Consider the following 20,713-nt stretch of genomic DNA (forward strand, 5'->3'; position numbering starts at 1 on the left):
CTCATGGTCTCGCCGGCGGACCGGTTGCATCGCCAGGACAGACCTTCTGTACGCCCCATGAATTGGCTGTCACCGCAGTTCACGGGTGGTGCCGTGGATCGGTGAGGTCGCGCCCGGTACCGTACATGACCGATACAGGTGGCCTGTTATGCGGGAGATTCCCGAATTCTGGGACGCTGTCCGGTGAACCCCGCGAACGCAAGGGTAATTTTCAGCGATGTTCTCAAAAGTCTTGGTTGCCAATCGCGGCGAGATCGCGATCCGCGCCTTCCGCGCCAGCTACGAGCTCGGCGCCGGAACTGTCGCAGTTTTCCCGTACGAGGACCGCAACTCGGTCCACCGTCTGAAGGCCGACGAGAGCTATCAGATCGGTGAGCAGGGGCACCCCGTCCGGGCATACCTGTCGATCGACGAGATCGTGGCCGCGGCGAAGAAGTCGGGCGCCGACGCGATCTACCCCGGCTACGGCTTCCTGTCCGAGAACCCGGACCTCGCCGCCGCCTGCGCCGCGGAGGGCATCACCTTCGTGGGTCCCTCGGCCGAGGTCCTCGAACTGACCGGCAACAAGGCGCGTGCGATCGCGGCGGCCAAGGCCGCGGGTCTGCCGGTGCTCAACTCGTCCGAGCCCTCCGCCGATGTGGAGGAGCTGCTGGCCGCAGCCGAGAGCATGCAGTTCCCGCTGTTCGTCAAGGCCGTCGCCGGCGGCGGTGGCCGCGGCATGCGGCGGGTGGCCGAGCCGGCCCAGCTGCGTGAGTCGATCGAGGCCGCGGCCCGTGAGGCCGAGTCCGCCTTCGGCGACGCCACCGTCTTCCTCGAGCAGGCCGTCGTCGACCCGAGGCACATCGAGGTACAGATCCTCGCGGACGGCCAGGGCAACGTCATCCACCTCTTCGAGCGCGACTGCTCGGTGCAGCGGCGTCACCAGAAGGTGATCGAGCTCGCGCCCGCCCCGAACCTGTCCGCCGAGCTGCGCGCGAAGATCTGCGCCGACGCGGTGGCGTTCGCCAAGGAGATCAACTACTCCTGCGCCGGCACCGTCGAGTTCCTTCTCGACACCCGCGGCAACCACGTCTTCATCGAGATGAACCCGCGAATCCAGGTGGAGCACACCGTCACCGAGGAGGTGACGGACGTGGACCTGGTGCAGGCGCAGCTGCGGATCGCCTCCGGCGAGACCCTCGAAGACCTTGGGCTGAGCCAGGATTCGATCAAGCTTCGCGGTGCCGCGCTGCAGCTGCGGATCACCACCGAGGACCCGGCCAACGGATTCCGCCCCGACACCGGCCGGATCACCGCGTACCGCACCCCCGGCGGCGCGGGTGTCCGACTCGACGGCGGCGCGAACCTGGGTGCCGAGGTCGGCGCGTACTTCGACTCGATGCTCGTCAAGCTGACCTGTCGCGGCCGCGACCTGCCCGCGGCGGTGGCCCGGGCGCGGCGCGCGGTCACCGAATTCCGGATCCGTGGCGTCGCCACCAACATTCCGTTCCTGCAGGCCGTCCTCGACGACCCGGACTTCCGGGCCGGCAAGGTCACCACCTCGTTCATCGAGGAGCGGCCGCAACTGCTCACCTCACGGGCGTCGGCGGACCGCGGCACCAAGATCCTCAGCTACCTCGCCGACGTGACGGTGAACAAGCCGCACGGCGAGCGTCCGACGACGGTGTACGCACGAGACAAGCTGCCCGCGATCGACCTCTCGACGCCGCCGCCCGCCGGTTCCAAGCAGCGACTGATGCAGCTCGGCCCCGAGGGCTTCGCGGCGGCGCTGCGGGCCCAGGACGCGCTGGCCGTCACCGACACCACCTTCCGGGACGCGCACCAGTCGCTGCTGGCCACCCGGGTGCGCACCGGCGGCCTGCTCGACGTCGCCGGGCACGTCGCCCGGATGACCCCCGAACTGCTCTCCGTCGAGGCCTGGGGCGGCGCGACCTACGACGTCGCGCTGCGGTTCCTGCACGAGGATCCCTGGGAGCGGCTCGCGGCCCTGCGTGAGGCGATGCCGAACATCTGCCTGCAGATGCTGCTGCGCGGGCGCAACACCGTCGGCTACACGCCGTACCCCGAGACCGTCACCCGCGCCTTCGTCCGGGAGGCCACCGACACCGGCGTCGACATCTTCCGGATCTTCGACGCGCTCAACAACGTCGACCAGATGCGCCCGGCGATCGAGGCGGTCCGCGAGACCGGCACCGCGGTCGCCGAGGTCGCGCTGAGCTACACCGGCGACCTGTCGAACCCGAACGAGAACCTCTACACCCTCGACTACTACCTGAAGCTGGCAGAGCAGATCGTCGATGCCGGCGCCCACGTGCTGGCGATCAAGGACATGGCCGGACTGCTGCGCGCGCCCGCCGCGGCAACCCTGGTCACGGCGCTGCGAAGCAACTTCGACCTCCCGGTGCACGTGCACACCCACGACACCCCGGGCGGCCAGCTGGCCACCTACCTCGCGGCCTGGCAGGCCGGGGCGGACGCCGTCGACGGTGCGAGTGCGGCGATGGCGGGCACCACCAGCCAGCCGTCCCTGTCCGCGATCGTCGCGGCCACGGCCCACTCGTCGCGCGACACCGGTCTGGACCTGCAGGCCGTCTGCGACCTCGAGCCGTACTGGGAGGCCCTGCGAAAGGTGTACGCGCCGTTCGAGTCCGGGCTGCCGTCCCCGACCGGACGGGTGTACACCCACGAGATCCCCGGCGGTCAGCTCTCGAACCTGCGCCAGCAGGCGATCGCGCTCGGCCTCGGCAACCAGTTCGAGGAGGTGGAGGCGAAGTACGCCGCCGCGGACCGGATGCTCGGCCGGCTGGTGAAGGTCACCCCGTCCTCGAAGGTGGTCGGCGACCTCGCCCTGCACCTCGTCGGGTCGGGCGTCTCGACCGAGGACTTCGCGGAGAACCCCGCCGCCTACGACATCCCGGACTCGGTGATCGGCTTCCTGCGGGGCGAGCTCGGCCAGCCCGCCGGCGGATGGCCGGAGCCGTTCCGCACCAAGGCCCTCGCCGGCCGCGGCAGCGCCAAGCCGGAGACCGAACTGACCGAGGTGGACAAGGCCGGCCTCGACGGCACCTCGGACGAGCGCCGCAGCACCCTCAACCGGTTGCTGTTCCCCGGCCCGGCGCGGGAGTTCATCGCCCACCGGGAGAAGTACGGCGACACCTCGCAGCTGTCGGCCAACCAGTTCTTCTACGGCCTGCGCCGCGGCGAGGAGCACCGAGTCCAGCTCACCCCGGGCGTGGAACTGCTGATCGGGCTGGAGGCGATCTCCGAGCCGGACGAGCGCGGCATGCGCACGGTGATGTGCATCCTCAACGGCCAGTTGCGTCCGGTGTCGGTGCGCGACCGGTCGATCGCCAGCGAGGTGCCGGTCGCCGAGAAGGCGGACCGCGGCAACCCGGGCCACGTGGCCGCGCCGTTCGCGGGCGCCGTCACCCTCGTCGTCGCCGAGGGCCAGCACGTGGCCGCGGGCGACACCATCGCCACCATCGAGGCGATGAAGATGGAGGCCGCCATCACCGCGCCCAGGGGCGGATCCGTCACCCGGCTCGCCGTGGCGCCGGTGGCGCAGGTGGAGGGCGGCGACCTGCTGGCCGTCATCACGATCGGTGGGGAGGACAGCCCGCAGTGACTCGGATTGTCGCCGGCACCGCCGGCGGGCGTCGGCTGAAGGTGCCCACCCAGGGCACCCGGCCGACGTCGGAACGGGTCCGCGAGGCCCTGTTCAGCGCGCTGGCGGCGCGGATCGACCTCGACGGCGCCAGCGTGCTCGACCTTTACGCCGGCTCGGGGGCGCTCGGACTCGAGGCGCTCTCGCGCGGAGCCGGGCACGTGCTGCTGGTCGAGACCAACGCCAAGGCCGCCGCCGTGGTGCGCGAGAACATCACCGCGCTGGGCCTGCCCGGCGCGGTGGTGCGCACCGCGCCGGCGTCCGCCGTGGTCGCCGGCCCACCCGACCGCGAGTACGACGTGGTGTTCCTCGACCCGCCGTACGCGGTGGGGGAGGACGAGGTGGCCGCGGTCCTCGCCGGGCTGGCGTCCGGCGGCTGGGTCGGCGAGGGCTCGCTGGTCGTGTTCGAACGCGGCGTCCGGGCCCCGGAGACGGTGTGGCCGTCCGGATTCGAGACGGAGCGGGTCCGCAAGTACGGCGACACCCGGGTCGAGATCGCCTGTTACGGTCTGCAGTCATGAGCAGTGCGGTCTGCCCCGGGTCCTTCGACCCCGTCACCAACGGTCACCTCGACGTGATCGGCCGTGTCGCGGCGCAATTCGACGAGGTCATCGTCACGGTGATGATCAACAAGAACAAGCAGGGCATGTTCAGCATCGACGAACGGCTCGAGATGATGCGGGAGGCCACCGCCGACCTGCCCAACGTGCGGGTGGACTCCTGGCACGGGCTGCTGGTGGACTACGCGAAGGCCAACGGCGCCGGCACAATCGTCAAGGGCCTGCGGGGCGCCAACGACTTCGACTACGAGCTGCAGATGGCGCAGATGAACCACAAGCTGACCGGCGTCGACACGCTGTTCATCGCGACGAACCCGGTCTACAGCTACCTGTCCAGCTCGTTGGTCAAGGAGGTCGCGGCCTTCGGCGGCGACGTCGCCGACATGCTGCCGGAGAAGGTGCACGAGCGGCTGCTCGCGCGGCTGGCGGAGCGTGCCGCGCAGCGGTAGGTCTTCGACACACCGGGCGTGGCGTCGCGTCTGGGGGCGCGGCTACGGCAGACTGGTAACCGTCACTGTCGCCGTCGGGAATTGGGGTTAGGCGTGTACCGGGTATTCGAGGCGCTCGACGAGCTCGTTGCGATCGTGGAAGAGGCGCGCGGGGTGCCGATGACGGCGGGCTGCGTCGTCCCGCGCGGCGACATGCTCGAACTCCTCGACGACGTGCGCGACGCCATCCCCGGGGAGCTCGACGACGCGCAGGACGTGCTCGACCACCGCGACAAGCTGGTCGGCGACGCCCGGACCAATGCGGAGCAGACGGTCTCCTCTGCCAACGAGGAGGCCCACACCACGCTGGCCGACGCCCGCGCCGACGCGGACCGGATCCTCGCCGACGCCAAGGCCAAGGCGGACCGGATGGTCGCCGAGGCGCAGGCGCACGCCGAGCAGCTCGTCGGCGACGCCCGCGAGGAGGCGGACCGGACCGTCGCCGACGGCCAGCACGAGTACGACACCCTGACCTCGCGGGCCGCCGCGGAGGCGGAACGGATGATCGAGTCCGGCCGGTCCTCGCAGGAGCGGTCCGTCGCGGACGGTCGCGCGGAGCAGGAGCGCCTGGTCTCGGACACCGAGGTGGTCAAGGCGGCGCACGCCGAGTCCGCCCGGGTGATCGACGCGGCGCACGCCGAGTCCGACCGGCTCCGCGGGGACTGCGACCTCTACGTCGACACCAAGCTGGCGGAGTTCGAGGAGTTCCTCACCGGCACCGTCCGCTCGGTGGGCCGGGGCCGTCAGCAGCTGCGGACCGGGACCGGGATCCCGACCTACGACGAGCCCGACGAGCGCCCTTCCGAGCGTCGCCGGTAGCCGTCCGGCCGGGCACGATTTCCCCTGCAGGCGCCCCATCGCGTACCGTTGAGTGGTTGCCCATTCCGGTTGGTTAGACGACGAAAGAGTGTTGCGTGTCCTCCCACAGTTCCGGCTCGCCCCGTCTGCACGACGGCGGTTTCGTGTTGGACGTCCGCTCTCTCGGCCGTCGGCCGGGGTCGACGCGGACGTTGACCAGGTCGGTGCCCGCCAAGTCCCGGATCGGCCTCGACCTCGTCGCGGTCCCGGTCGGTGCCGAGGTGGAACTGGACGTGCGCCTCGAGGCCGTCTCCGAGGGCGTGCTGGTCACCGGCACCGTCCGGGCGGACACCGAAGGCGAGTGCTCGCGGTGCCTCGAGCCGTTCACCGGTGAGCTCGACATCTACCTCACGGAGCTGTTCGCCTACCCGAACAGCGCCACCGAGGAGACGACGGAAGAGGACGAGGTGTACCGGATCGTCGACGACCTCGTCGACTTGGAGCCGGCGATCGTCAACGCCGCCGGACTAGAACTTCCGCTGCAGCCATTGTGCAGCGAAGACTGCCAGGGTCTGTGCCCCGAATGTGGGGTCCGCCTGGCGATTGCAGAATCAGGGCATGGGCATGAGATACTGGATCCTCGCTGGGCTGCCCTCGCGGGGAAAGTCGACGCTGATGCAGCATCCCAGTCCAGCAAGAGTCGAGTGAACACCGAAGCCGAGGAGAAGTAGAAGTGGCTGTCCCCAAGCGCAGAATGTCGCGGTCCAACACCCGGTCGCGTCGCAGCCAGTGGAAGGCCACCGCGCCGACCCTCATCACGTGCGCGAACCGCAGCTGCGGTGAGAAGACCCTGCCGCACATCGCGTGCCCGGCCTGTGGAACCTACAAGGGTCGTCAGGTCACCGCTGCGGTCTAGTCGCGCAGTGACGAGCAGTACGAGCAAGAGTGCTCCCGCCGGCGGCGAGGAGGGGAAACATGCATCCCTCCTCGCCGCTCTTGGCGTTGTCCTGGAAGAACCGCTGCTGACGCTGTCGTTGACGCATCGCTCGTACGCGTACGAGAACGGTGGGTTGCCGACCAACGAGCGGCTCGAGTTCCTCGGTGACTCGGTGTTGGGCCTGACCATCACCGAGAACCTCTACGTCTCCCACCCGGACAAGTCCGAGGGAGAGCTGGCGAAGATTCGCGCCAGCATTGTGAACATGCACGCACTCGCGGAGGTCGCGCGGGAGTTGGGCGACGGTGGCCTCGGCGCGCACCTGCTGCTCGGCAAGGGCGAGGAGATGACCGGTGGGCGGGACAAGCCCAGCATCCTCGCCGACGGAATGGAGTCGCTGCTCGGCGCGGTGCACCTGCAGCACGGCATCGACGTTGCGCGCAGCGTGGTGCTGAACCTGTTCGCCGGACTGCTCGAGCGGGCGCCGAAGCTCGGTGCCGGTCTCGACTGGAAGACCAGCCTGCAGGAGATCACGGCGGAGCGGGGACACGGAGTGCCCGCCTACGAGATCACCGCGACCGGACCCGATCACGACAAGGAGTTCACCGCCACCGTGATGATCGCGGGTGCGGCACTGGGCGTCGGGGTAGGCCGGTCCAAGAAGGAAGCCGAACAGAAGGCTGCCGCGCTCGCCTGGCAGGCCCTCTCCGACAGCGACCCCAAGCCCGGCGACGCGGGCACCGGCGACTAGCTCGTGCCAGAACTGCCTGAGGTCGAGGTGGTCCGGCGCGGGCTCGACACACACGTCGTCGGTTCCCGCATCGACGCCGTCGAGGTGCTGCATCCCCGCGCGGTCCGACGGCACCTGCTCGGCGGCGCCGACCTGGCCGCCCAACTCGCGGGCCTGTCGGTCGCCGCGGCGCGGCGTCGAGGCAAGTACCTCTGGCTCGAACTCGCGCCCGGCGACCTCGCCGTGGTGGTGCACCTCGGGATGAGCGGGCAGATGCTGGTGCAGCCGCCGGCCGCGCCCCGGGAGAAGCACCTGCGCATCCTGGCGGACCTGGACAGTGGGTCGCAGTTGCGGTTCGTGGACCAGCGCACCTTCGGCGGCTGGGCGTTGGCACCGATCGTCGAGGTGGACGGGACGGCACTGCCCGAACCAGTGGCCCACATCGCGCGCGACCCGCTGGACCCGTTTTTCGACGCGGAGTCGGTCGTTGCCGCGATCCGGGCGAAGGGATCCGAGATCAAAAGGGTGATCCTGGACCAGACGGTGCTCTCCGGGGTGGGCAACATCTATGCCGACGAAGCGTTGTGGCGCAGCAAGATCCACGGCAATCGCCCCGCGGACCGGTTGACCCGTCCGCAGTTGCGGCTGCTGCTGGACTCGGTCACCGAGGTGATGAGTGAGGCGCTGGCCCAGGGCGGCACCTCGTTCGACGCGTTGTACGTCAACGTCAACGGTGAGTCCGGCTACTTCGACCGGTCGCTGTCCGCCTACGGCCGCGAGGACCGGCCCTGCCCGCGGTGCGGTGCCCCGATCCGGCGCGAGAAGTTCATGAATCGGTCGTCGTACAGCTGCCCGAAGTGTCAGCCGCGGCCGCGGGGCCGGTAGCGGCCTCCGTAGAGCCGTCCGGAGGCAGTCTCGGCGTACCGTGAGGATCGGGGTCCGTGAGATGAGGGTGACGATTGGATGCCGGCCTCCGCTAGGAGCAAAGTCGGGAACCTGCCGCTCGATCTGACCAGTTTCGTCGGTCGTCGGCGCGAGGTGACCGAGGTGAAGCGACTGTTCACGCTCTCGCGTCTGGTGACGTTGACCGGGATCGGTGGCGTCGGCAAGACCCGGCTTGCCCTGCGCGTGGCCGAGGATTACCGCCGCACGTTCGAGGACGGGGTGTGGTTCGTCGAGCTCGGCGAGCTGCACGACCCGGAGTTGTTGGCGGACACCGTGGTGGCCGCGCTCGGGCTGCGGGAGCAGTCCGCCAACCCGCCGCGGGCACTTGTGGAGGACTACCTTGTCGGCCGCCGTCTGCTGATGGTGCTGGACAACTGCGAGCACCTGGTCGGGGCGGTCGCGATGCTGGCGGAGGCGCTGCTGAAGACCTGCCCGGAGTTGTCCGTTCTGGCGACCAGCCGGGAGCCGCTCGGCGTCGGCGGTGAGGTCACCATGCGGGTTCAGCCGTTGACGGTCCCGGACCCGGATCAGCCGTCGTCGCTGGAAGGCCTGCCCCGTTACGACGCGGTGGCCCTGTTTGCCGAACGGGCGGGTGCCGCGGTGCCCGGATTCGGCCTTACCGAGGAGAACCAGCTCACGGTGACCCGGATCTGTCAGCGGCTCGACGGGCTGCCGTTGCCGATCGAACTCGCGGCGGCGCGGTTGCGGGCAATGTCCGTGCAGCAGATCCTGCAGCGGCTGACGGATCGACTGCAACTTCTGACCATGGGCAGTCGGGGCGCGCCACTACGGCAGCAGACGCTGCGGCTGTCCATCGACTGGAGCCACGAACTGTGCACGCCGCAGGAGCAGGTGCTGTGGGGCCGCCTCGCGGTGTTCGCGGGCAGCTTCGAACTCGATGCCGCTGAGGGCATCTGCGCCGGGGAGCAGGTGCCGGACGATCTGATGGACATCGTGGCTTCACTGGTCGACAAGTCGATCCTGATCCGCGAAGAGGCCGGGGCCGTGGTGCGGTACCGGCTGCTGGAGACTCTCCGCGACTACGGTCGCGAGAAGCTGCAGGAGACCGGCGACTACGCGGCGCTACGTCGTCGGCACCGGGACTGGTACCAGCAGTTGGTGCAGCGCGCGGAGGATGAGTGGATCGGCCCCCGGCAGCTGGAATGGATCGCTCGCCTCGAGCGGGAGCAGCCGAACATGCGGGATGCATTGACGTTCTGCCTCACCGAGCCCGGCGAAGGGGACAGCGGCTTGCGTATTGCCGCCGCGCTGTATCCCTTCTGGCTCTCCCGCGGTCTGCTCAGCGAGGGCAGACACTGGCTGGATCGGGCCCTGGCCTGTCCGGGCGGGCAACCGACCGCGACGCGGGTCGAGGCGCTGTGCGACGACACCGTGCTGGCCGTGATGCAGGGCGACATCCGGGAGGGGACTGCACTGACGGACAAGGGGCGTGCCGTCGCCGAGCAGGTCGGGGACGAGTCGACGACGGCGCTCGTCGACTCTGCCAGTGGGTATCTGGACATCTTTGCCGGCGACCTGCCTCGTGCGGTGCTGTCCCTCGAAGCCGCGCTGGACGTGTTCAGCGCCGGCGACGACCCGCTGCGGCGCGTCTCGAGCCTGCTCGGTGTCGCGCTCGCCTCCGGGCTGCGCGGGGACACCCGGCGGGCGATCGTCTGCCACGAGGAGATCCTCGCGCTCACCAGATCTCGCGGTGAGTCGATGTTCCGGGCCTACTCGCTGTGCTCGCTGGGCCTGGCGGTGTGGCAGCAGGGTGACCCGGTCCGGGGGACCGAACTGCTCGAGGAGGGGCTGCGGCTCACTCGCCTCATGGACGATCCGCTCACCGCCGCGACATGTCTCGAGGCCCTGGCCTGGATCGCCGCCGAGCATCACGAGTCCGAGCGAGCCGCGGTGCTGATGGGTGCGGCCGAGTCGGTGGGGGAGGCGTCGGGCATCAAGGCGCTCGTCATCCCGGGGCTGCACGCCTTTCAGCGGCGGCGTCGGAAGCAGGCCCGTGCCGCGCTCGGGCCGCGTGGCTTCCAGGCCGCGCTGCGCCGCGGTCGCGAGCTCACCTTCGACGATGCCGTGGTCTATGCCCTGGGCGAGCATCCGCCGGCCGCGCCGTCGTCGGTGGCGTCGTCTGCGGCAGCAGTCCGACTGACGAAACGAGAACGGCAGGTCTCCGAGCTGGTCTCGCAGGGGCTGACCAACAAGGCGATCGCCGAGGCGTTGGTGATTTCGCAGCGTACGGCGCAGGGTCACGTGGAGCATGTTCTCGCCAAGCTCGGATTCACCTCCCGCGCGCAGATCGCGGCCTGGGTCGTCGAGCAGGTCGGGGGCCCACGGACCTGATCGACCCGTGCCCGCGTAAGGATCGCGTCAACGCACCAGGTCACGACGTCAGTGAGCCGTAAGGAAGTCACCGACGGGCCGGTATCGGGAGCACTGTTCACTGTGGCCCGCCGACGGACGGCGGCAGTGAACTGTGTCGAAGAGGATGCGTGATGGCTGATCTGGCCTACGTGGTATTGATCATCGGTGGCTTCAGCGCGTGCGCGCTGGTGCTGCGCGGACTGCAGGGCAGCGCCCTGAAGAGCGCCGGTCCGAAGAGCCGTGGTCTGGGGAGCAGGGGGAACCGTTGACCGCCGCCGGGACCCTCAGCGTGGTGCTGGTCGCTCTCGCGGCCGCGCTCGTGGTCTACCTGCTCGTCGCACTTCTCGATCCCGAGAGGTTCTGACACATGAATCCCGCACTCGCGGCGGGGCTGCAGATCGCGCTGGTGGTCTGTGTCCTGGCACTCGCATACGTCCCCGTCGGTGACTACATGGCGAAGGTCTACACGACCGACACCGACCTGCGCTCCGGGGACCTGCGGGTGGAGAAGGCGCTCTACCGCCTCTGCCGCATCAACGCCCGCACCGAGCAGACCTGGTACGGCTACGCCGCCAGCCTGCTCGGCTTCTCCGCCGCAGGAGTCCTGTTCCTCTATCTGCTGCAACGCATCCAGGGGGTGCTCCCGCTCGGCGGCGAACTGTCCGGGGTGAGCCCGGCGGTCGCGTTCAACACCGCGGTCTCGTTCGTCACCAACACCAACTGGCAGTCGTACACGCCCGAGACCACGATGAGCCACCTCACCCAGGCGCTCGGCCTGGCCGTGCAGAACTTCGTCTCCGCGGCCGTCGGCATGGCCGTCGCGGTGGCGCTGATCCGCGGCTTCGTGCGGGTCTCCCGCGGCTGCGAGGTCGGCAACTTCTGGGTGGACCTGACCCGTGGCACGCTCCGGATCCTGCTGCCGTTCGCGTTCGTCATCGCGCTGATCCTGTTGAGCCAGGACGTGATCCAGTCGTTCCACAGTGGGTTCTCGTCCACCGGTCTCGACGGCAGCTCGGTCACCAACGCCCTCGCCCCGGTGGCCTCCCAGGAGGCGATCAAGGAGCTCGGCACCAACGGCGGCGGCATCCTCGCGGCCAACTCGGCGCACCCGTTCGAGAACCCGACACCGCTGTCCAACGTCGTGGAGATCGTCGCGATCCTGCTGATCCCGGTCAGCCTGACCCGCACCTTCGGCACCATGGTCGGCAGCCGGAAGCAGGGCCTGACCGTGCTCGCGGTGATGGGTGTCCTGTGGGGTTCGCTGCTGGCCGTCACCCTCGCCGCCGAATCCGCTCAGCGCGGCGTCGCCGCCACTGCGGCCGGCGCCATGATGGAGGGCAAGGAGGTCCGGTTCGGGATCCCCGGGTCCGTGCTGTTCGCGGTGAGCACCACCGGCACCTCGACGGGCGCCGTGAACGCGGCACACGACAGCTTCTCGCCGCTCGGTGGCGGGGCCCTGATCCTGAACATGCTGCTCGGGGAGATCGCGCCGGGCGGGGTCGGGACCGGCCTCTACGGCATCCTCGTCCTCGCGGTGGTCGCGGTGTTCGTCGGCGGGCTGCTCGTCGGACGGACTCCCGAGTTCCTCGGCAAGAAGCTCGGCAAACGGGAGATCACCCTGGCCGCCCTGTCGGTGCTGGTGATGCCGGCGCTGGTGCTGATCGGCACCGGAATCACCGTGATCGCGTCCGCCACGACCGGATTCCTCGGCAACAGCGGCCCGACGGGCAGCCCCGGGTCCATCCACGGCTTCAGCGAGGTGCTCTACGCCTACGCATCGGCCTCGAACAACAACGGCAGCGCCTTCGGCGGGCTGACCGTCACCAGCGACTGGTTCCAGGCCTCACTCGGCCTCTGCATGCTCTTCGGTCGGTTCCTGCCGATCATCTTCGTGCTCGCGCTCGCCGGATCGCTGGCGTCGCAGAGGAAGTCGACACCCGGCGCCGGCACCCTGCCGACCGCCGGCCCGATGTTCGCCGGACTGCTCACCGGCACCGCGGTTCTCGTCGCGGCGCTGACCTTCTTCCCGGCCCTCGCGCTGGGCCCGATCGCGGAGGCACTGCAATGAGTGCGCACACCACCCTCGCCGACCCGCGCGACGCGGTCGCGGCACCCGACCCGGTCGACGACCACGGGCACGGCCCGCAGCCGGTCAAGGCCGGAATCTTCAGTCCCAGACAGTTGTGGACCGCCCTGCCGGGCGCCTGCCGCAAGCTCACCCCACGGCACCAGGCCCGCAACCCGGTGATGTTCGTCGTGTTCGTCGGATCGGTGGTCACCACCGTGATGGCGGCGGTGGATCCGTCGCTGTTCGCGTGGCTGGTCGCGGCATGGCTCTGGTTCACCGTGCTGTTCGCGAACCTCGCCGAGTCGGTGGCCGAGGGCCGCGGCAAGGCGCAGGCCGCAAGCCTGCGGAAGGTGAAGCAGGACACCGTCGCCCATCGGATCACTGACAGCGGGTCGGTCGAGTCGGTGCCCGGGACCGAACTGGTCGTCGGTGACCGCGTGGTGGTGGTGGCCGGCGAGGTGATCCCCGGCGACGGCGACGTCGTCGAGGGCATTGCGACCGTGGACGAGTCGGCCATCACCGGCGAGTCTGCGCCGGTCGTCCGGGAGTCCGGCGGCGACCGGTGTGCCGTCACCGGCGGCACCATCGTGCTCTCCGACCGGATCGTCGTCCAGGTCACCGCCGCACCCGGGCAGTCGTTCGTGGACCGGATGATCGCCCTCGTCGAGGGGGCCTCCCGGCAGAAGACGCCCAACGAGATCGCCCTGAACATCCTGCTCGCGTCGTTGACCGTGATCTTCCTGCTGGCCGTGGTCGCGGTGGGCCCGATGGGGCTCTACGCCGGCCAGGAACAGGACCCGGTCAAGCTGATCGCGCTGCTGGTCTGCCTGATCCCGACCACGATCGGCGCGCTGCTCTCCGCAATCGGCATCGCCGGCATGGACCGGCTGGTGCAGCGCAACGTCCTCGCCATGTCCGGCCGGGCGGTCGAGGCCGCAGGCGACATCGACACCCTGCTGATGGACAAGACCGGCACCATCACCTTCGGCAACCGGCAGGCGACCGCGCTGCACCCGGCGCCGGGAGTGAGTGCGCCCGAGCTCGCCGCCGCGGCGCGGCTCTCCAGCCTGGCCGACGGCACCCCCGAGGGCCGCAGCATCGTCGAACTGGTTGCTCGCGACTTCGGTCTCGCCACCGAGCCGAGCGAGGCGGAGAAGGCCGCCGAGTTCGTGCCGTTCACCGCGCAGACACGGATGAGCGGCCTGGACATGGCGGGCGAGCGGATCCGCAAGGGCGCCACCGACTCGGTGCTCAACTGGGTTCGGGTCGCCGGCGGCGTGGCGGATCCGGCGGTCGGTGCCGCGGTCGACGAGATCGCGCGCGGCGGCGGCACCCCGCTGGTGGTGGCGGTCGACGGTCGGGACGGCGCGCGGGTACTGGGCGTCATCGCGCTCTCCGACGTGGTCAAGCCGGGCATCGCCGAGCGGTTCGCCGAGCTGCGTGCGATGGGCATCCGCACCGTGATGATCACCGGCGACAACCCGTTGACCGCCAAGGCGATCGCGGCCGAGGCCGGCGTCGACGACTTCATGGCCGAGGCCACCCCGGAGGACAAGCTCGAGCTGATCCGGAAGGAACAGGATGGTGGCCGGCTGGTCGCTATGACCGGGGACGGCACCAATGACGCCCCCGCGCTGGCGCAGGCGGACGTCGGCGTCGCGATGAACACCGGGACGTCGGCGGCCAAGGAGGCCGGCAACATGGTGGACCTGGACTCCGACCCCACCAAGCTGATCGAGGTGGTGGAGATCGGCAAGCAGTTGCTGATCACCCGCGGGGCCCTGACCACCTTCTCGCTGGCCAACGACCTGGCCAAGTACTTCGCGATCCTGCCCGCGCTGTTCAGCGGGATCTACCCGCAGCTCGACGCACTGAACATCATGCGGCTGGCGACGCCGCAGTCCGCGATCGTGTCCGCGGTGATCTTCAACGCCCTGGTGATCGTCGCGCTGATCCCGTTGGCGCTCAAGGGCGTCCGGTACCGGCCGTCCACGGCGTCGGCGCTGCTGGGACGGAACCTGTTGATCTACGGAGTGGGCGGGATCGTCACGCCCTTCGTCGGCATCTGGCTGATCGACCTCGTCGTTCGACTTGTCCCCGGGATTGGGTGAGCTGTAATGCGATTCACTATCGGAATGCTCCGTCAGGTGTGGGCGGGGCTGCTGGTGCTGCTGGCGCTGACCGCGTTCGTCGGGGTGCTGTACCCCGCGGCGGTGTGGGGCATCGGCCGGCTCGGCGCGGGTTCGGCGGAGGGATCGGCGCTGCGCGACGCCAACGGCTGCGTCGTCGGCAGCGCCCTGGTCGGGGTGGACCCGCAGGTGCCCGCCGGTGCCCCGGACCCGTTCTTCCACAACCGGGTGACCGGCTCGGTGGCCGACGAGGACGCCTTCGCGCCCGGCGACCCGGCCGCGGCCCTACCGACCAACCAGGGCCCGAGCTCGGAGCTGCTGGCGTCGTTCGTCGACCAACGCCGCACGGCAATTGCCGACCGCGAGTCGGTGCCGCCGTCGTCCGTCCCGGTCGACGCGGTGACAGGCTCCGGGTCCGGCATCGACCCGGACATCAGCCCCGAGTACGCGCAGCTGCAGGTACGCCGGGTGGCGGAGGTCAACGCGATGTCCGAGGACGCGGTTCGCCGGCTCGTCGACGAGCACACCGAGGGCCGTCAGTTCGGGGTGCTTGGGTCGCCGCGGGTCAACGTGCTCGAGCTGAACCTCGCGCTCGGTCTCACGGCACCTTCGTGCGGCGAGTCGACTGCTGGTGGATGATGGCCGGGTGAGTGGTACCGAGCGCGGGGGCGAACGCGGGCGCGGTGAACTGCGTATCTACCTGGGCGCTGCACCCGGCGTCGGCAAGACCTTTGCGATGCTGGGCGAGGCGCACCGGCGCCGGGAACGGGGCACCGATGTGGTCGCGGCCGTGGTGGAGACCCACGGCCGCGCCCGCACCGCCGCGCAACTCGGTGACCTGGAGGTCATCCCGCCGTTGCTCGTCGAGTACCGGGGTACCACCGGGGCCGAGCTCGACGTGGAGGCGGTGCTGCGGCGCAGGCCGGCTCTGGTCCTCGTCGACGAGCTCGCGCACACCAACACGCCGGGCAGCCGCAACGAGAAGCGTTGGCAGGACGTCGAACAGCTCCTTGCCGCCGGCATCGACGTGCTGACCACGCTGAACGTCCAGCACCTCGAGAGCCTGAACGACGTGGTCGAGCAGATCACCGGGGTCGTCCAGCAGGAGACGGTGCCGGACGAGGTGGTGCGCGCTGCCACTCAGGTCGAGCTGGTCGACATCACGCCGGAGGCGCTGCGCCGCAGGCTTTCCCACGGCAACATCTACGCCGCCGAGAAGGTCGACGCCGCACTGAGCAACTACTTCCGGCGCGGCAACCTCACCGCACTGCGGGAGATTGCGCTGCTGTGGGTGGCCGACCAGGTCGACGCGGCGCTGGCGAAGTACCGGGCGGAGAACGAGATCACCGACACCTGGGAGGCCAGGGAGCGGGTGGTCGTGGCGGTGACCGGCGGCGCTGAATCGGAGACGCTGGTGCGGCGCGCCAGCCGGATCGCGTCGCGGTCGAGTGCGGAGCTGATCGTCGTGCACGTGGTGCGCGGCGACGGCCTCGCCGGCGTGTCCGCGCCGGAGATGGGGAAGGTGCGCAAGCTCGCCGCGAGCATCGGCGCGAGCCTGCACAGCGTGGTCGGGGACGACGTCCCCTCGACGCTGCTCGAGTTCGCCCGGGCCTCCAACGCCACCCAGCTGGTCCTGGGGACGTCGAGGCGCTCGCGGTGGGCGCGAATCTTCGACGAGGGCATCGGTGCCGCCGTCGTGCAGCAGTCGGGTTCGATCGACGTGCACATGGTCACCCACGGCGAGGCCAGCAGGCCCCGCCGGTGGCTGCCGTCCGGTTCGCCGCCGCGCCGGCTGCTCGCCTGGATCGCGGCGGTGCTGGTCCCGTCCGTGGCGGCGCTGATCATGTGGCTGATCAACAGCAGGTTCGAGGTCGGCGGGGAGAGCGCGCTCTTCTTCATCGTGGTGCTGCTCGTCGCGTTGCTCGGCGGCGTGGCGCCGGCCGTGCTGTCCGCGTTGATCTCGGGCCTGCTGCTCAACTACTTCTTCACGCCGCCGGTGCGGAGCTTCACCATCGCCGAGCCGGACAACTTCATCACCACGGTCGTTCTCCTGGTGATCGCCGTCGCGGTGGCGGTGCTCGTCGACGCGGCGGCGGAGCGGGCGCGGGAGGCGCGCCGGGCCTCGCAGGAAGCGGAGCTGCTGGCCCTGTTCGCCGGGTCGGTGCTCCGCGGGGCGGACCTGCAGGCCCTGCTGGAGAAGGTCAGCGAGACGTACGGACAGCGGTCCGTGAGCATGATCCGCCGCGGGTTCGGCGTGGTGAGCTCGGTGGGTGCGGAGGCGCCGTCGTCGGTTGAGGACGCGGACACCGTCTGCGAGGTGAACGACGGGGAGTACGCACTGGCGCTGCGCGGCGACGAGCTGCACGCCCGCGATCGACGGGTGCTGCTCGCGGTCGCCAACCAGGCGGTCGGGTTGATCCGGCAGCGCGAGCTGGCCGAGGAGGCCAGTCAGGCGCAGGCGCTGGCCGAGGCCGACCGGCTGCGGCGTTCGCTGCTCTCCGCGGTCAGCCACGACCTGCGGACCCCGCTGGCCGCGGTCAAGGCCGCGGTGTCGAGCCTCCGCAGCGACGACGTGGAGTTCTCGCCCGAGGACACGGCCGAACTGCTGGCCACGGTGGAGGAGTCGACGGACCAGCTGACCAACCTGGTCGGCAACCTGCTCGACTCGTCGCGACTGGCGGCGGGGGTGATCCGGCCGACGCTGCGGCCGGTCTACCTCGAGGAGGTGGTGCACCGGGCGCTGGTCGGCGTCGGCGTCGGGACCCCCGGGTTCGGACGAGCCGGTCGCGACCGCGTGCACGTCGATGTCGGCGGGAACGCGGTACTCGCCGACAGCGGCCTACTCGAACGAGTGCTGGCCAACCTGGTGGACAACGCGCTGCGGTACGCGCCCGACGGCGCGGTCCGGATCGCCGCGGCGCCGGTCAAGGACCGGGTCCTCATCACGGTCGCGGACACCGGGCCGGGCATCGCAAGGGGAGCGGAGGATCAGATCTTCGACTCCTTCCAGCGCCTCGGCGACCGGGACATGTCCACCGGCGTGGGGCTGGGGCTCGCGGTGGTTCGCGGCTTCGTCGAGGCGATGGGCGGCACGGTCAGCGCAACCGACACCCCGGGTGGCGGGTTGACGATGGTGGTGGACTTGGCAGGGATCGGGAAGGTGGCTGTGTGACAAGGGTGCTGGTGATCGACGACGAACCGCAGATTCTGCGGGCGTTGCGGATCAATCTGACCGTGCGGGGATACGAGGTGACGACCGCAGCGAACGGGGCCGCGGCGCTGCGGGCCGCGGCGGAGCGTCATCCCGAGGTGATCGTGCTGGACCTGGGGCTGCCGGACATGGACGGGATCGAGGTGCTGGCGGGCCTGCGCGGCTGGTCCACGGCGCCGGTCATCGTGCTCTCCGCGCGGACCGACTCCGCGGACAAGGTCGCCGCCCTGGACGCGGGGGCGGACGACTACGTCACCAAGCCCTTCGGGATGGACGAGTTCTTGGCCCGGTTGCGCGCCGCGGTGCGCCGGAACTCCACCGTCGCCGACCCGGGCGAGCCCGTGGTGGCAACCGACTCTTTCACCGTCGACCTGGCGGCGAAGAAGGTGACGAAGGCCGGTGCGGAGGTGCATCTGACGCCCACCGAGTGGGGGATGCTCGAGATGCTGGTGCGTAACAGGGGAAAGCTGGTGGGGCAGAAGGAGTTGCTTCGCGAGGTCTGGGGGCCGTCGTACGCGACCGAGACCCACTACCTCCGGGTCTACCTCGCGCAGTTGCGGCGCAAGCTCGAGGACGACCCGTCCCGTCCTCGACACCTGATCACCGAGGCCGGGATGGGATACCGGTTCCAGGAATGAGGTCCGGCGGGGTCCGGCGATCCCCGGAGCCGGTGAGCCGGCCCACAGGTTTCCGACTGGGGTGATTGTGGACACCGCGCCGTTAGCGGTTCATTTGCGGCGACGGCGCCCGGTACGCCATGATCCTCGCTTGCACGGACCGTGCTGCCGCGACCCGAGAAGGATCACCATGGACAGGGCCACCGAGCTCGTCACCGACGTCAACGGCAGGTTCTGGTACCTGATCATCGCGCTGCTGGTTGGCCTGGGACTGTACTTCTCGTTCCGGACGCGGTTCGTCCAGGTCCGACTGCTGCGCGAGATGTTCCGCGTCATCACCGACAAGCCGGGCGACCTCGAGGACGGCAAGCCCGGCATCTCGGCCTTCCGTGCGTTCTCCATCTCGGCGGCCTCCCGGGTCGGCACCGGGAACATCGCGGGCGTGGCCATCGCGATCAGCATCGGCGGGCCGGGCGCGGTCTTCTGGATGTGGGTGATGGCGATCGTCGGCGGCGCGACGTCGTTCGTCGAGTCCACGCTCGGGCAGCTGTACAAGGTGCCGGACAAGGACAGTTACCGCGGCGGGCCGGCCTATTACATGCAGTACGGCCTGGGCAAGCGGTGGATGGGCGTCATCTTCGCGGTGGTGATCACGGTGACCTACGGCTTCGTGTTCGTCGCCGTGCAGTCCAACTCGATCGCCGACGCCGTCTCCACCTCGGTCGGCACGGGCGGGGACTCGGTCAACGTGATCGTCGGGGTGGTCGTCGCGCTGCTCACCGCCGCGGTGATCTTCGGTGGGGTGCGCCGCATCTCGTCGGTCTCGCAGGTCGTCGTCCCGATCGTGGCCGGTGCCTACCTGCTGCTCGGCCTGACCGTGGTCCTGCTGAACATCGACCGGGTGCCGGAGATGCTGAACGTGATCGTGCAGAACGCCTTCGGGCTCCAGGAAGCGGTCGGCGGCGGCATCGGCGTTGCGATCATGCAGGGGATCCGGCGCGGGCTCTTCTCCAACGAGGCCGGCATGGGCTCGGCGCCGAACGCCGGTGCGACGGCATCGGTCTCGCATCCGGTCAAGCAGGGCCTGGTGCAGAGCCTCGGGGTGTACTTCGACACCCTGCTGGTCTGCACCACGACCGCCTTCGTCATCCTGCTCGCCGACCCCGACTACGGCAGCGCGTCGGGTGCCTCGCTCACGCAGATCGCGCTCGCGGAACACCTGGGCACGTGGACGATCCACTTCCTGACGGTCGCGATCTTCTTCCTCGCCTTCACCTCGGTGATCGGCAACTACTACTACGGCGAGTCCAACATCGGATTCCTCACCCCGTCGACGAAGGCGCTGAACGGTTTCCGTGCGCTGGTGGTGCTCTGTGCCTTCGGCGGCGCCATCGGGTCGCTGCCGCTGGTCTGGAGCATCGCGGACCTGTCGATGGGCGTGATGGCGACGATCAACCTGATCGCGATCGCGCCGCTGTCGGTCATCGCGTTCCGGCTGATGAAGCACTACACGGACCAGCGCAGGCAGGGCCTCGATCCCGTCTTCCACCGTGGGGACATGCCCGACCTGGTCGGCGTCCAGGCCTGGACGGACACCCCGTCGTGGCCGGAGCGCCGGGACGGGATGGCAGGATTGCGGCATGGCTGAACAGAATTCCCAGACCACGTCGGCCGGCACGGAGCTGTGGGTGGAGCGGACCGGAACCCGTCGCTACACCGGGCGCAGCTCCCGGGGCGCGGAGGTGCTGATCGGTTCGGAGACCGTCGACGGCGTGTTCACGCCCGGCGAGCTGCTCAAGATCGCGCTGGCAGCGTGCACCGGGATGAGCTCGGACATGCCGCTCTCCCGGCGGCTCGGCGACAACTACGACGCCACCGTGCGGGTCTCGGGCGCCGCGGACCGCGAGAACGAGGTGTACCCGCGTCTGGACGAGGTGCTCGAGGTGGATCTGAGCGAACTCGACGCCGAGGCGCAGGAGCGTCTGCTCACCGTGGTGCTCAAGTCGGTGGACAAGGTTTGCACCGTCGGCCGCACCCTGAAAACCGGAACGGTGGTCAACCTCACGGTGGAAACCGATTCGTGATCAAATAGGCGCCATGATTCTGACCCGCGTTGCGATGGTCGGCGCCGTGGTCGCCGGCGCGCTCGTCGGTGCCCCGCTCGCCGGGGCCCAGCCGGTGCCCGTCCCGCCC

At 69.9% G+C, this 20,713-nt stretch carries 18 protein-coding genes; all 18 read left to right on the forward strand.

The window, feature by feature from the left end; all coding sequences use genetic code 11:
* Window positions 1–217: 217 nt before the first annotated feature.
* The 18 genes from RT2_RS11890 (at window position 218) to RT2_RS11970 (ending at window position 20,604) form a co-directional block, all read left to right on the forward strand.
* Window positions 218–3,625, forward strand: a complete 3,408-nt coding sequence (locus RT2_RS11890; RefSeq protein WP_072844984.1) for a pyruvate carboxylase — start codon at window positions 218–220, stop codon at window positions 3,623–3,625.
* Entirely contained in the window at window positions 3,622–4,185 is a 564-nt protein-coding gene (rsmD, locus tag RT2_RS11895) for a 16S rRNA (guanine(966)-N(2))-methyltransferase RsmD (protein WP_072844985.1), read from the forward strand. Before RT2_RS11890 ends, rsmD begins: the two co-directional genes overlap by 4 nt.
* Window positions 4,182–4,673 (forward strand): pantetheine-phosphate adenylyltransferase, encoded by a 492-nt coding sequence (coaD, locus tag RT2_RS11900; RefSeq protein WP_072844986.1) that lies wholly within the window; start codon window positions 4,182–4,184, stop codon window positions 4,671–4,673. The genes rsmD and coaD overlap by 4 nt, the downstream gene beginning before the upstream one ends.
* 93 nt (window positions 4,674–4,766) lie before the next feature.
* On the forward strand, window positions 4,767–5,531 hold the full coding sequence (locus RT2_RS11905; RefSeq protein ID WP_072844987.1) for a polarized growth protein Scy-related protein: 765 nt from the start codon (window positions 4,767–4,769) through the stop codon (window positions 5,529–5,531).
* Window positions 5,532–5,626: 95 nt separating this feature from the next.
* Window positions 5,627–6,241: a YceD family protein gene (locus RT2_RS11910; protein ID WP_072844988.1), complete on the forward strand. Its 615-nt coding sequence runs from the start codon at window positions 5,627–5,629 to the stop codon at window positions 6,239–6,241.
* A 2-nt stretch (window positions 6,242–6,243) separates the two neighbouring features.
* Window positions 6,244–6,426, forward strand: coding sequence for a 50S ribosomal protein L32 (rpmF, locus tag RT2_RS11915; RefSeq protein WP_072844989.1), 183 nt, complete (start codon window positions 6,244–6,246; stop codon window positions 6,424–6,426).
* Between the two features lie 7 nt (window positions 6,427–6,433).
* Complete coding sequence (gene rnc, locus RT2_RS11920) at window positions 6,434–7,198, forward strand: ribonuclease III (RefSeq protein ID WP_072844990.1); 765 nt, start codon at window positions 6,434–6,436, stop codon at window positions 7,196–7,198.
* Between the two features lie 3 nt (window positions 7,199–7,201).
* On the forward strand, window positions 7,202–8,062 hold the full coding sequence (gene mutM, locus RT2_RS11925) for a bifunctional DNA-formamidopyrimidine glycosylase/DNA-(apurinic or apyrimidinic site) lyase (protein WP_072844991.1): 861 nt from the start codon (window positions 7,202–7,204) through the stop codon (window positions 8,060–8,062).
* A gap of 78 nt (window positions 8,063–8,140) precedes the next feature.
* Window positions 8,141–10,474: an ATP-binding protein gene (locus RT2_RS11930; protein ID WP_072844992.1), complete on the forward strand. Its 2,334-nt coding sequence runs from the start codon at window positions 8,141–8,143 to the stop codon at window positions 10,472–10,474.
* Window positions 10,475–10,626: 152 nt separating this feature from the next.
* The gene (locus tag RT2_RS25865; protein ID WP_169888316.1) at window positions 10,627–10,764 is read left to right on the forward strand and encodes a hypothetical protein; all 138 of its coding nucleotides are present in this window, start codon (window positions 10,627–10,629) and stop codon (window positions 10,762–10,764) included.
* Window positions 10,765–10,784: 20 nt separating this feature from the next.
* On the forward strand, window positions 10,785–10,859 hold the full coding sequence (gene kdpF, locus RT2_RS11935) for a K(+)-transporting ATPase subunit F (protein ID WP_371851162.1): 75 nt from the start codon (window positions 10,785–10,787) through the stop codon (window positions 10,857–10,859).
* A 3-nt stretch (window positions 10,860–10,862) separates the two neighbouring features.
* Entirely contained in the window at window positions 10,863–12,563 is a 1,701-nt protein-coding gene (gene kdpA / locus RT2_RS11940; protein ID WP_072844994.1) for a potassium-transporting ATPase subunit KdpA, read from the forward strand.
* On the forward strand, window positions 12,560–14,674 hold the full coding sequence (kdpB, locus tag RT2_RS11945) for a potassium-transporting ATPase subunit KdpB (protein WP_072844995.1): 2,115 nt from the start codon (window positions 12,560–12,562) through the stop codon (window positions 14,672–14,674). The genes kdpA and kdpB overlap by 4 nt, the downstream gene beginning before the upstream one ends.
* Before the next feature lie 6 nt (window positions 14,675–14,680).
* A complete protein-coding gene (locus RT2_RS11950; RefSeq protein WP_072844996.1) occupies window positions 14,681–15,331 on the forward strand; it encodes a potassium-transporting ATPase subunit C in 651 nt (216 codons plus the stop codon).
* A 7-nt stretch (window positions 15,332–15,338) separates the two neighbouring features.
* Window positions 15,339–17,864 carry a DUF4118 domain-containing protein gene (locus tag RT2_RS11955; protein WP_072844997.1) on the forward strand — a complete coding sequence of 842 codons (2,526 nt, stop codon included), beginning with the start codon at window positions 15,339–15,341 and terminating at the stop codon, window positions 17,862–17,864.
* Window positions 17,861–18,541: a response regulator gene (locus RT2_RS11960; protein WP_072844998.1), complete on the forward strand. Its 681-nt coding sequence runs from the start codon at window positions 17,861–17,863 to the stop codon at window positions 18,539–18,541. The genes RT2_RS11955 and RT2_RS11960 overlap by 4 nt, the downstream gene beginning before the upstream one ends.
* 169 nt (window positions 18,542–18,710) lie before the next feature.
* Window positions 18,711–20,168: an alanine/glycine:cation symporter family protein gene (locus RT2_RS11965; protein ID WP_072844999.1), complete on the forward strand. Its 1,458-nt coding sequence runs from the start codon at window positions 18,711–18,713 to the stop codon at window positions 20,166–20,168.
* Complete coding sequence (locus tag RT2_RS11970; RefSeq protein WP_072845000.1) at window positions 20,161–20,604, forward strand: OsmC family protein; 444 nt, start codon at window positions 20,161–20,163, stop codon at window positions 20,602–20,604. Before RT2_RS11965 ends, RT2_RS11970 begins: the two co-directional genes overlap by 8 nt.
* Window positions 20,605–20,713 lie beyond the last annotated feature (109 nt).

The sequence above is a fragment of the Rhodococcus tukisamuensis NBRC 100609 genome (genome assembly GCF_001894985.1).
In the GTDB taxonomy this organism is placed as follows: Bacteria; Actinomycetota; Actinomycetes; order Mycobacteriales; family Mycobacteriaceae; genus Rhodococcus_G; species Rhodococcus_G tukisamuensis.

What these genes read in the sequence shown, in the direction of transcription:
- RT2_RS11890 (WP_072844984.1), top strand. Translation starts at nt 218, where the DNA reads ATGTTCTCAAAAGTCTTGGTTGCCAATCGCGGCGAGATCGCGATCCGC.
- coaD (WP_072844986.1), top strand. Translation starts at nt 4,182, where the DNA reads ATGAGCAGTGCGGTCTGCCCCGGGTCCTTCGACCCCGTCACCAACGGT.
- RT2_RS11930 (WP_072844992.1), top strand. Translation starts at nt 8,141, where the DNA reads ATGCCGGCCTCCGCTAGGAGCAAAGTCGGGAACCTGCCGCTCGATCTG.
- RT2_RS25865 (WP_169888316.1), top strand. Translation starts at nt 10,627, where the DNA reads ATGGCTGATCTGGCCTACGTGGTATTGATCATCGGTGGCTTCAGCGCG.
- kdpA (WP_072844994.1), top strand. Translation starts at nt 10,863, where the DNA reads ATGAATCCCGCACTCGCGGCGGGGCTGCAGATCGCGCTGGTGGTCTGT.
- kdpB (WP_072844995.1), top strand. Translation starts at nt 12,560, where the DNA reads ATGAGTGCGCACACCACCCTCGCCGACCCGCGCGACGCGGTCGCGGCA.
- RT2_RS11950 (WP_072844996.1), top strand. Translation starts at nt 14,681, where the DNA reads ATGCGATTCACTATCGGAATGCTCCGTCAGGTGTGGGCGGGGCTGCTG.
- RT2_RS11965 (WP_072844999.1), top strand. Translation starts at nt 18,711, where the DNA reads ATGGACAGGGCCACCGAGCTCGTCACCGACGTCAACGGCAGGTTCTGG.
- RT2_RS11970 (WP_072845000.1), top strand. Translation starts at nt 20,161, where the DNA reads ATGGCTGAACAGAATTCCCAGACCACGTCGGCCGGCACGGAGCTGTGG.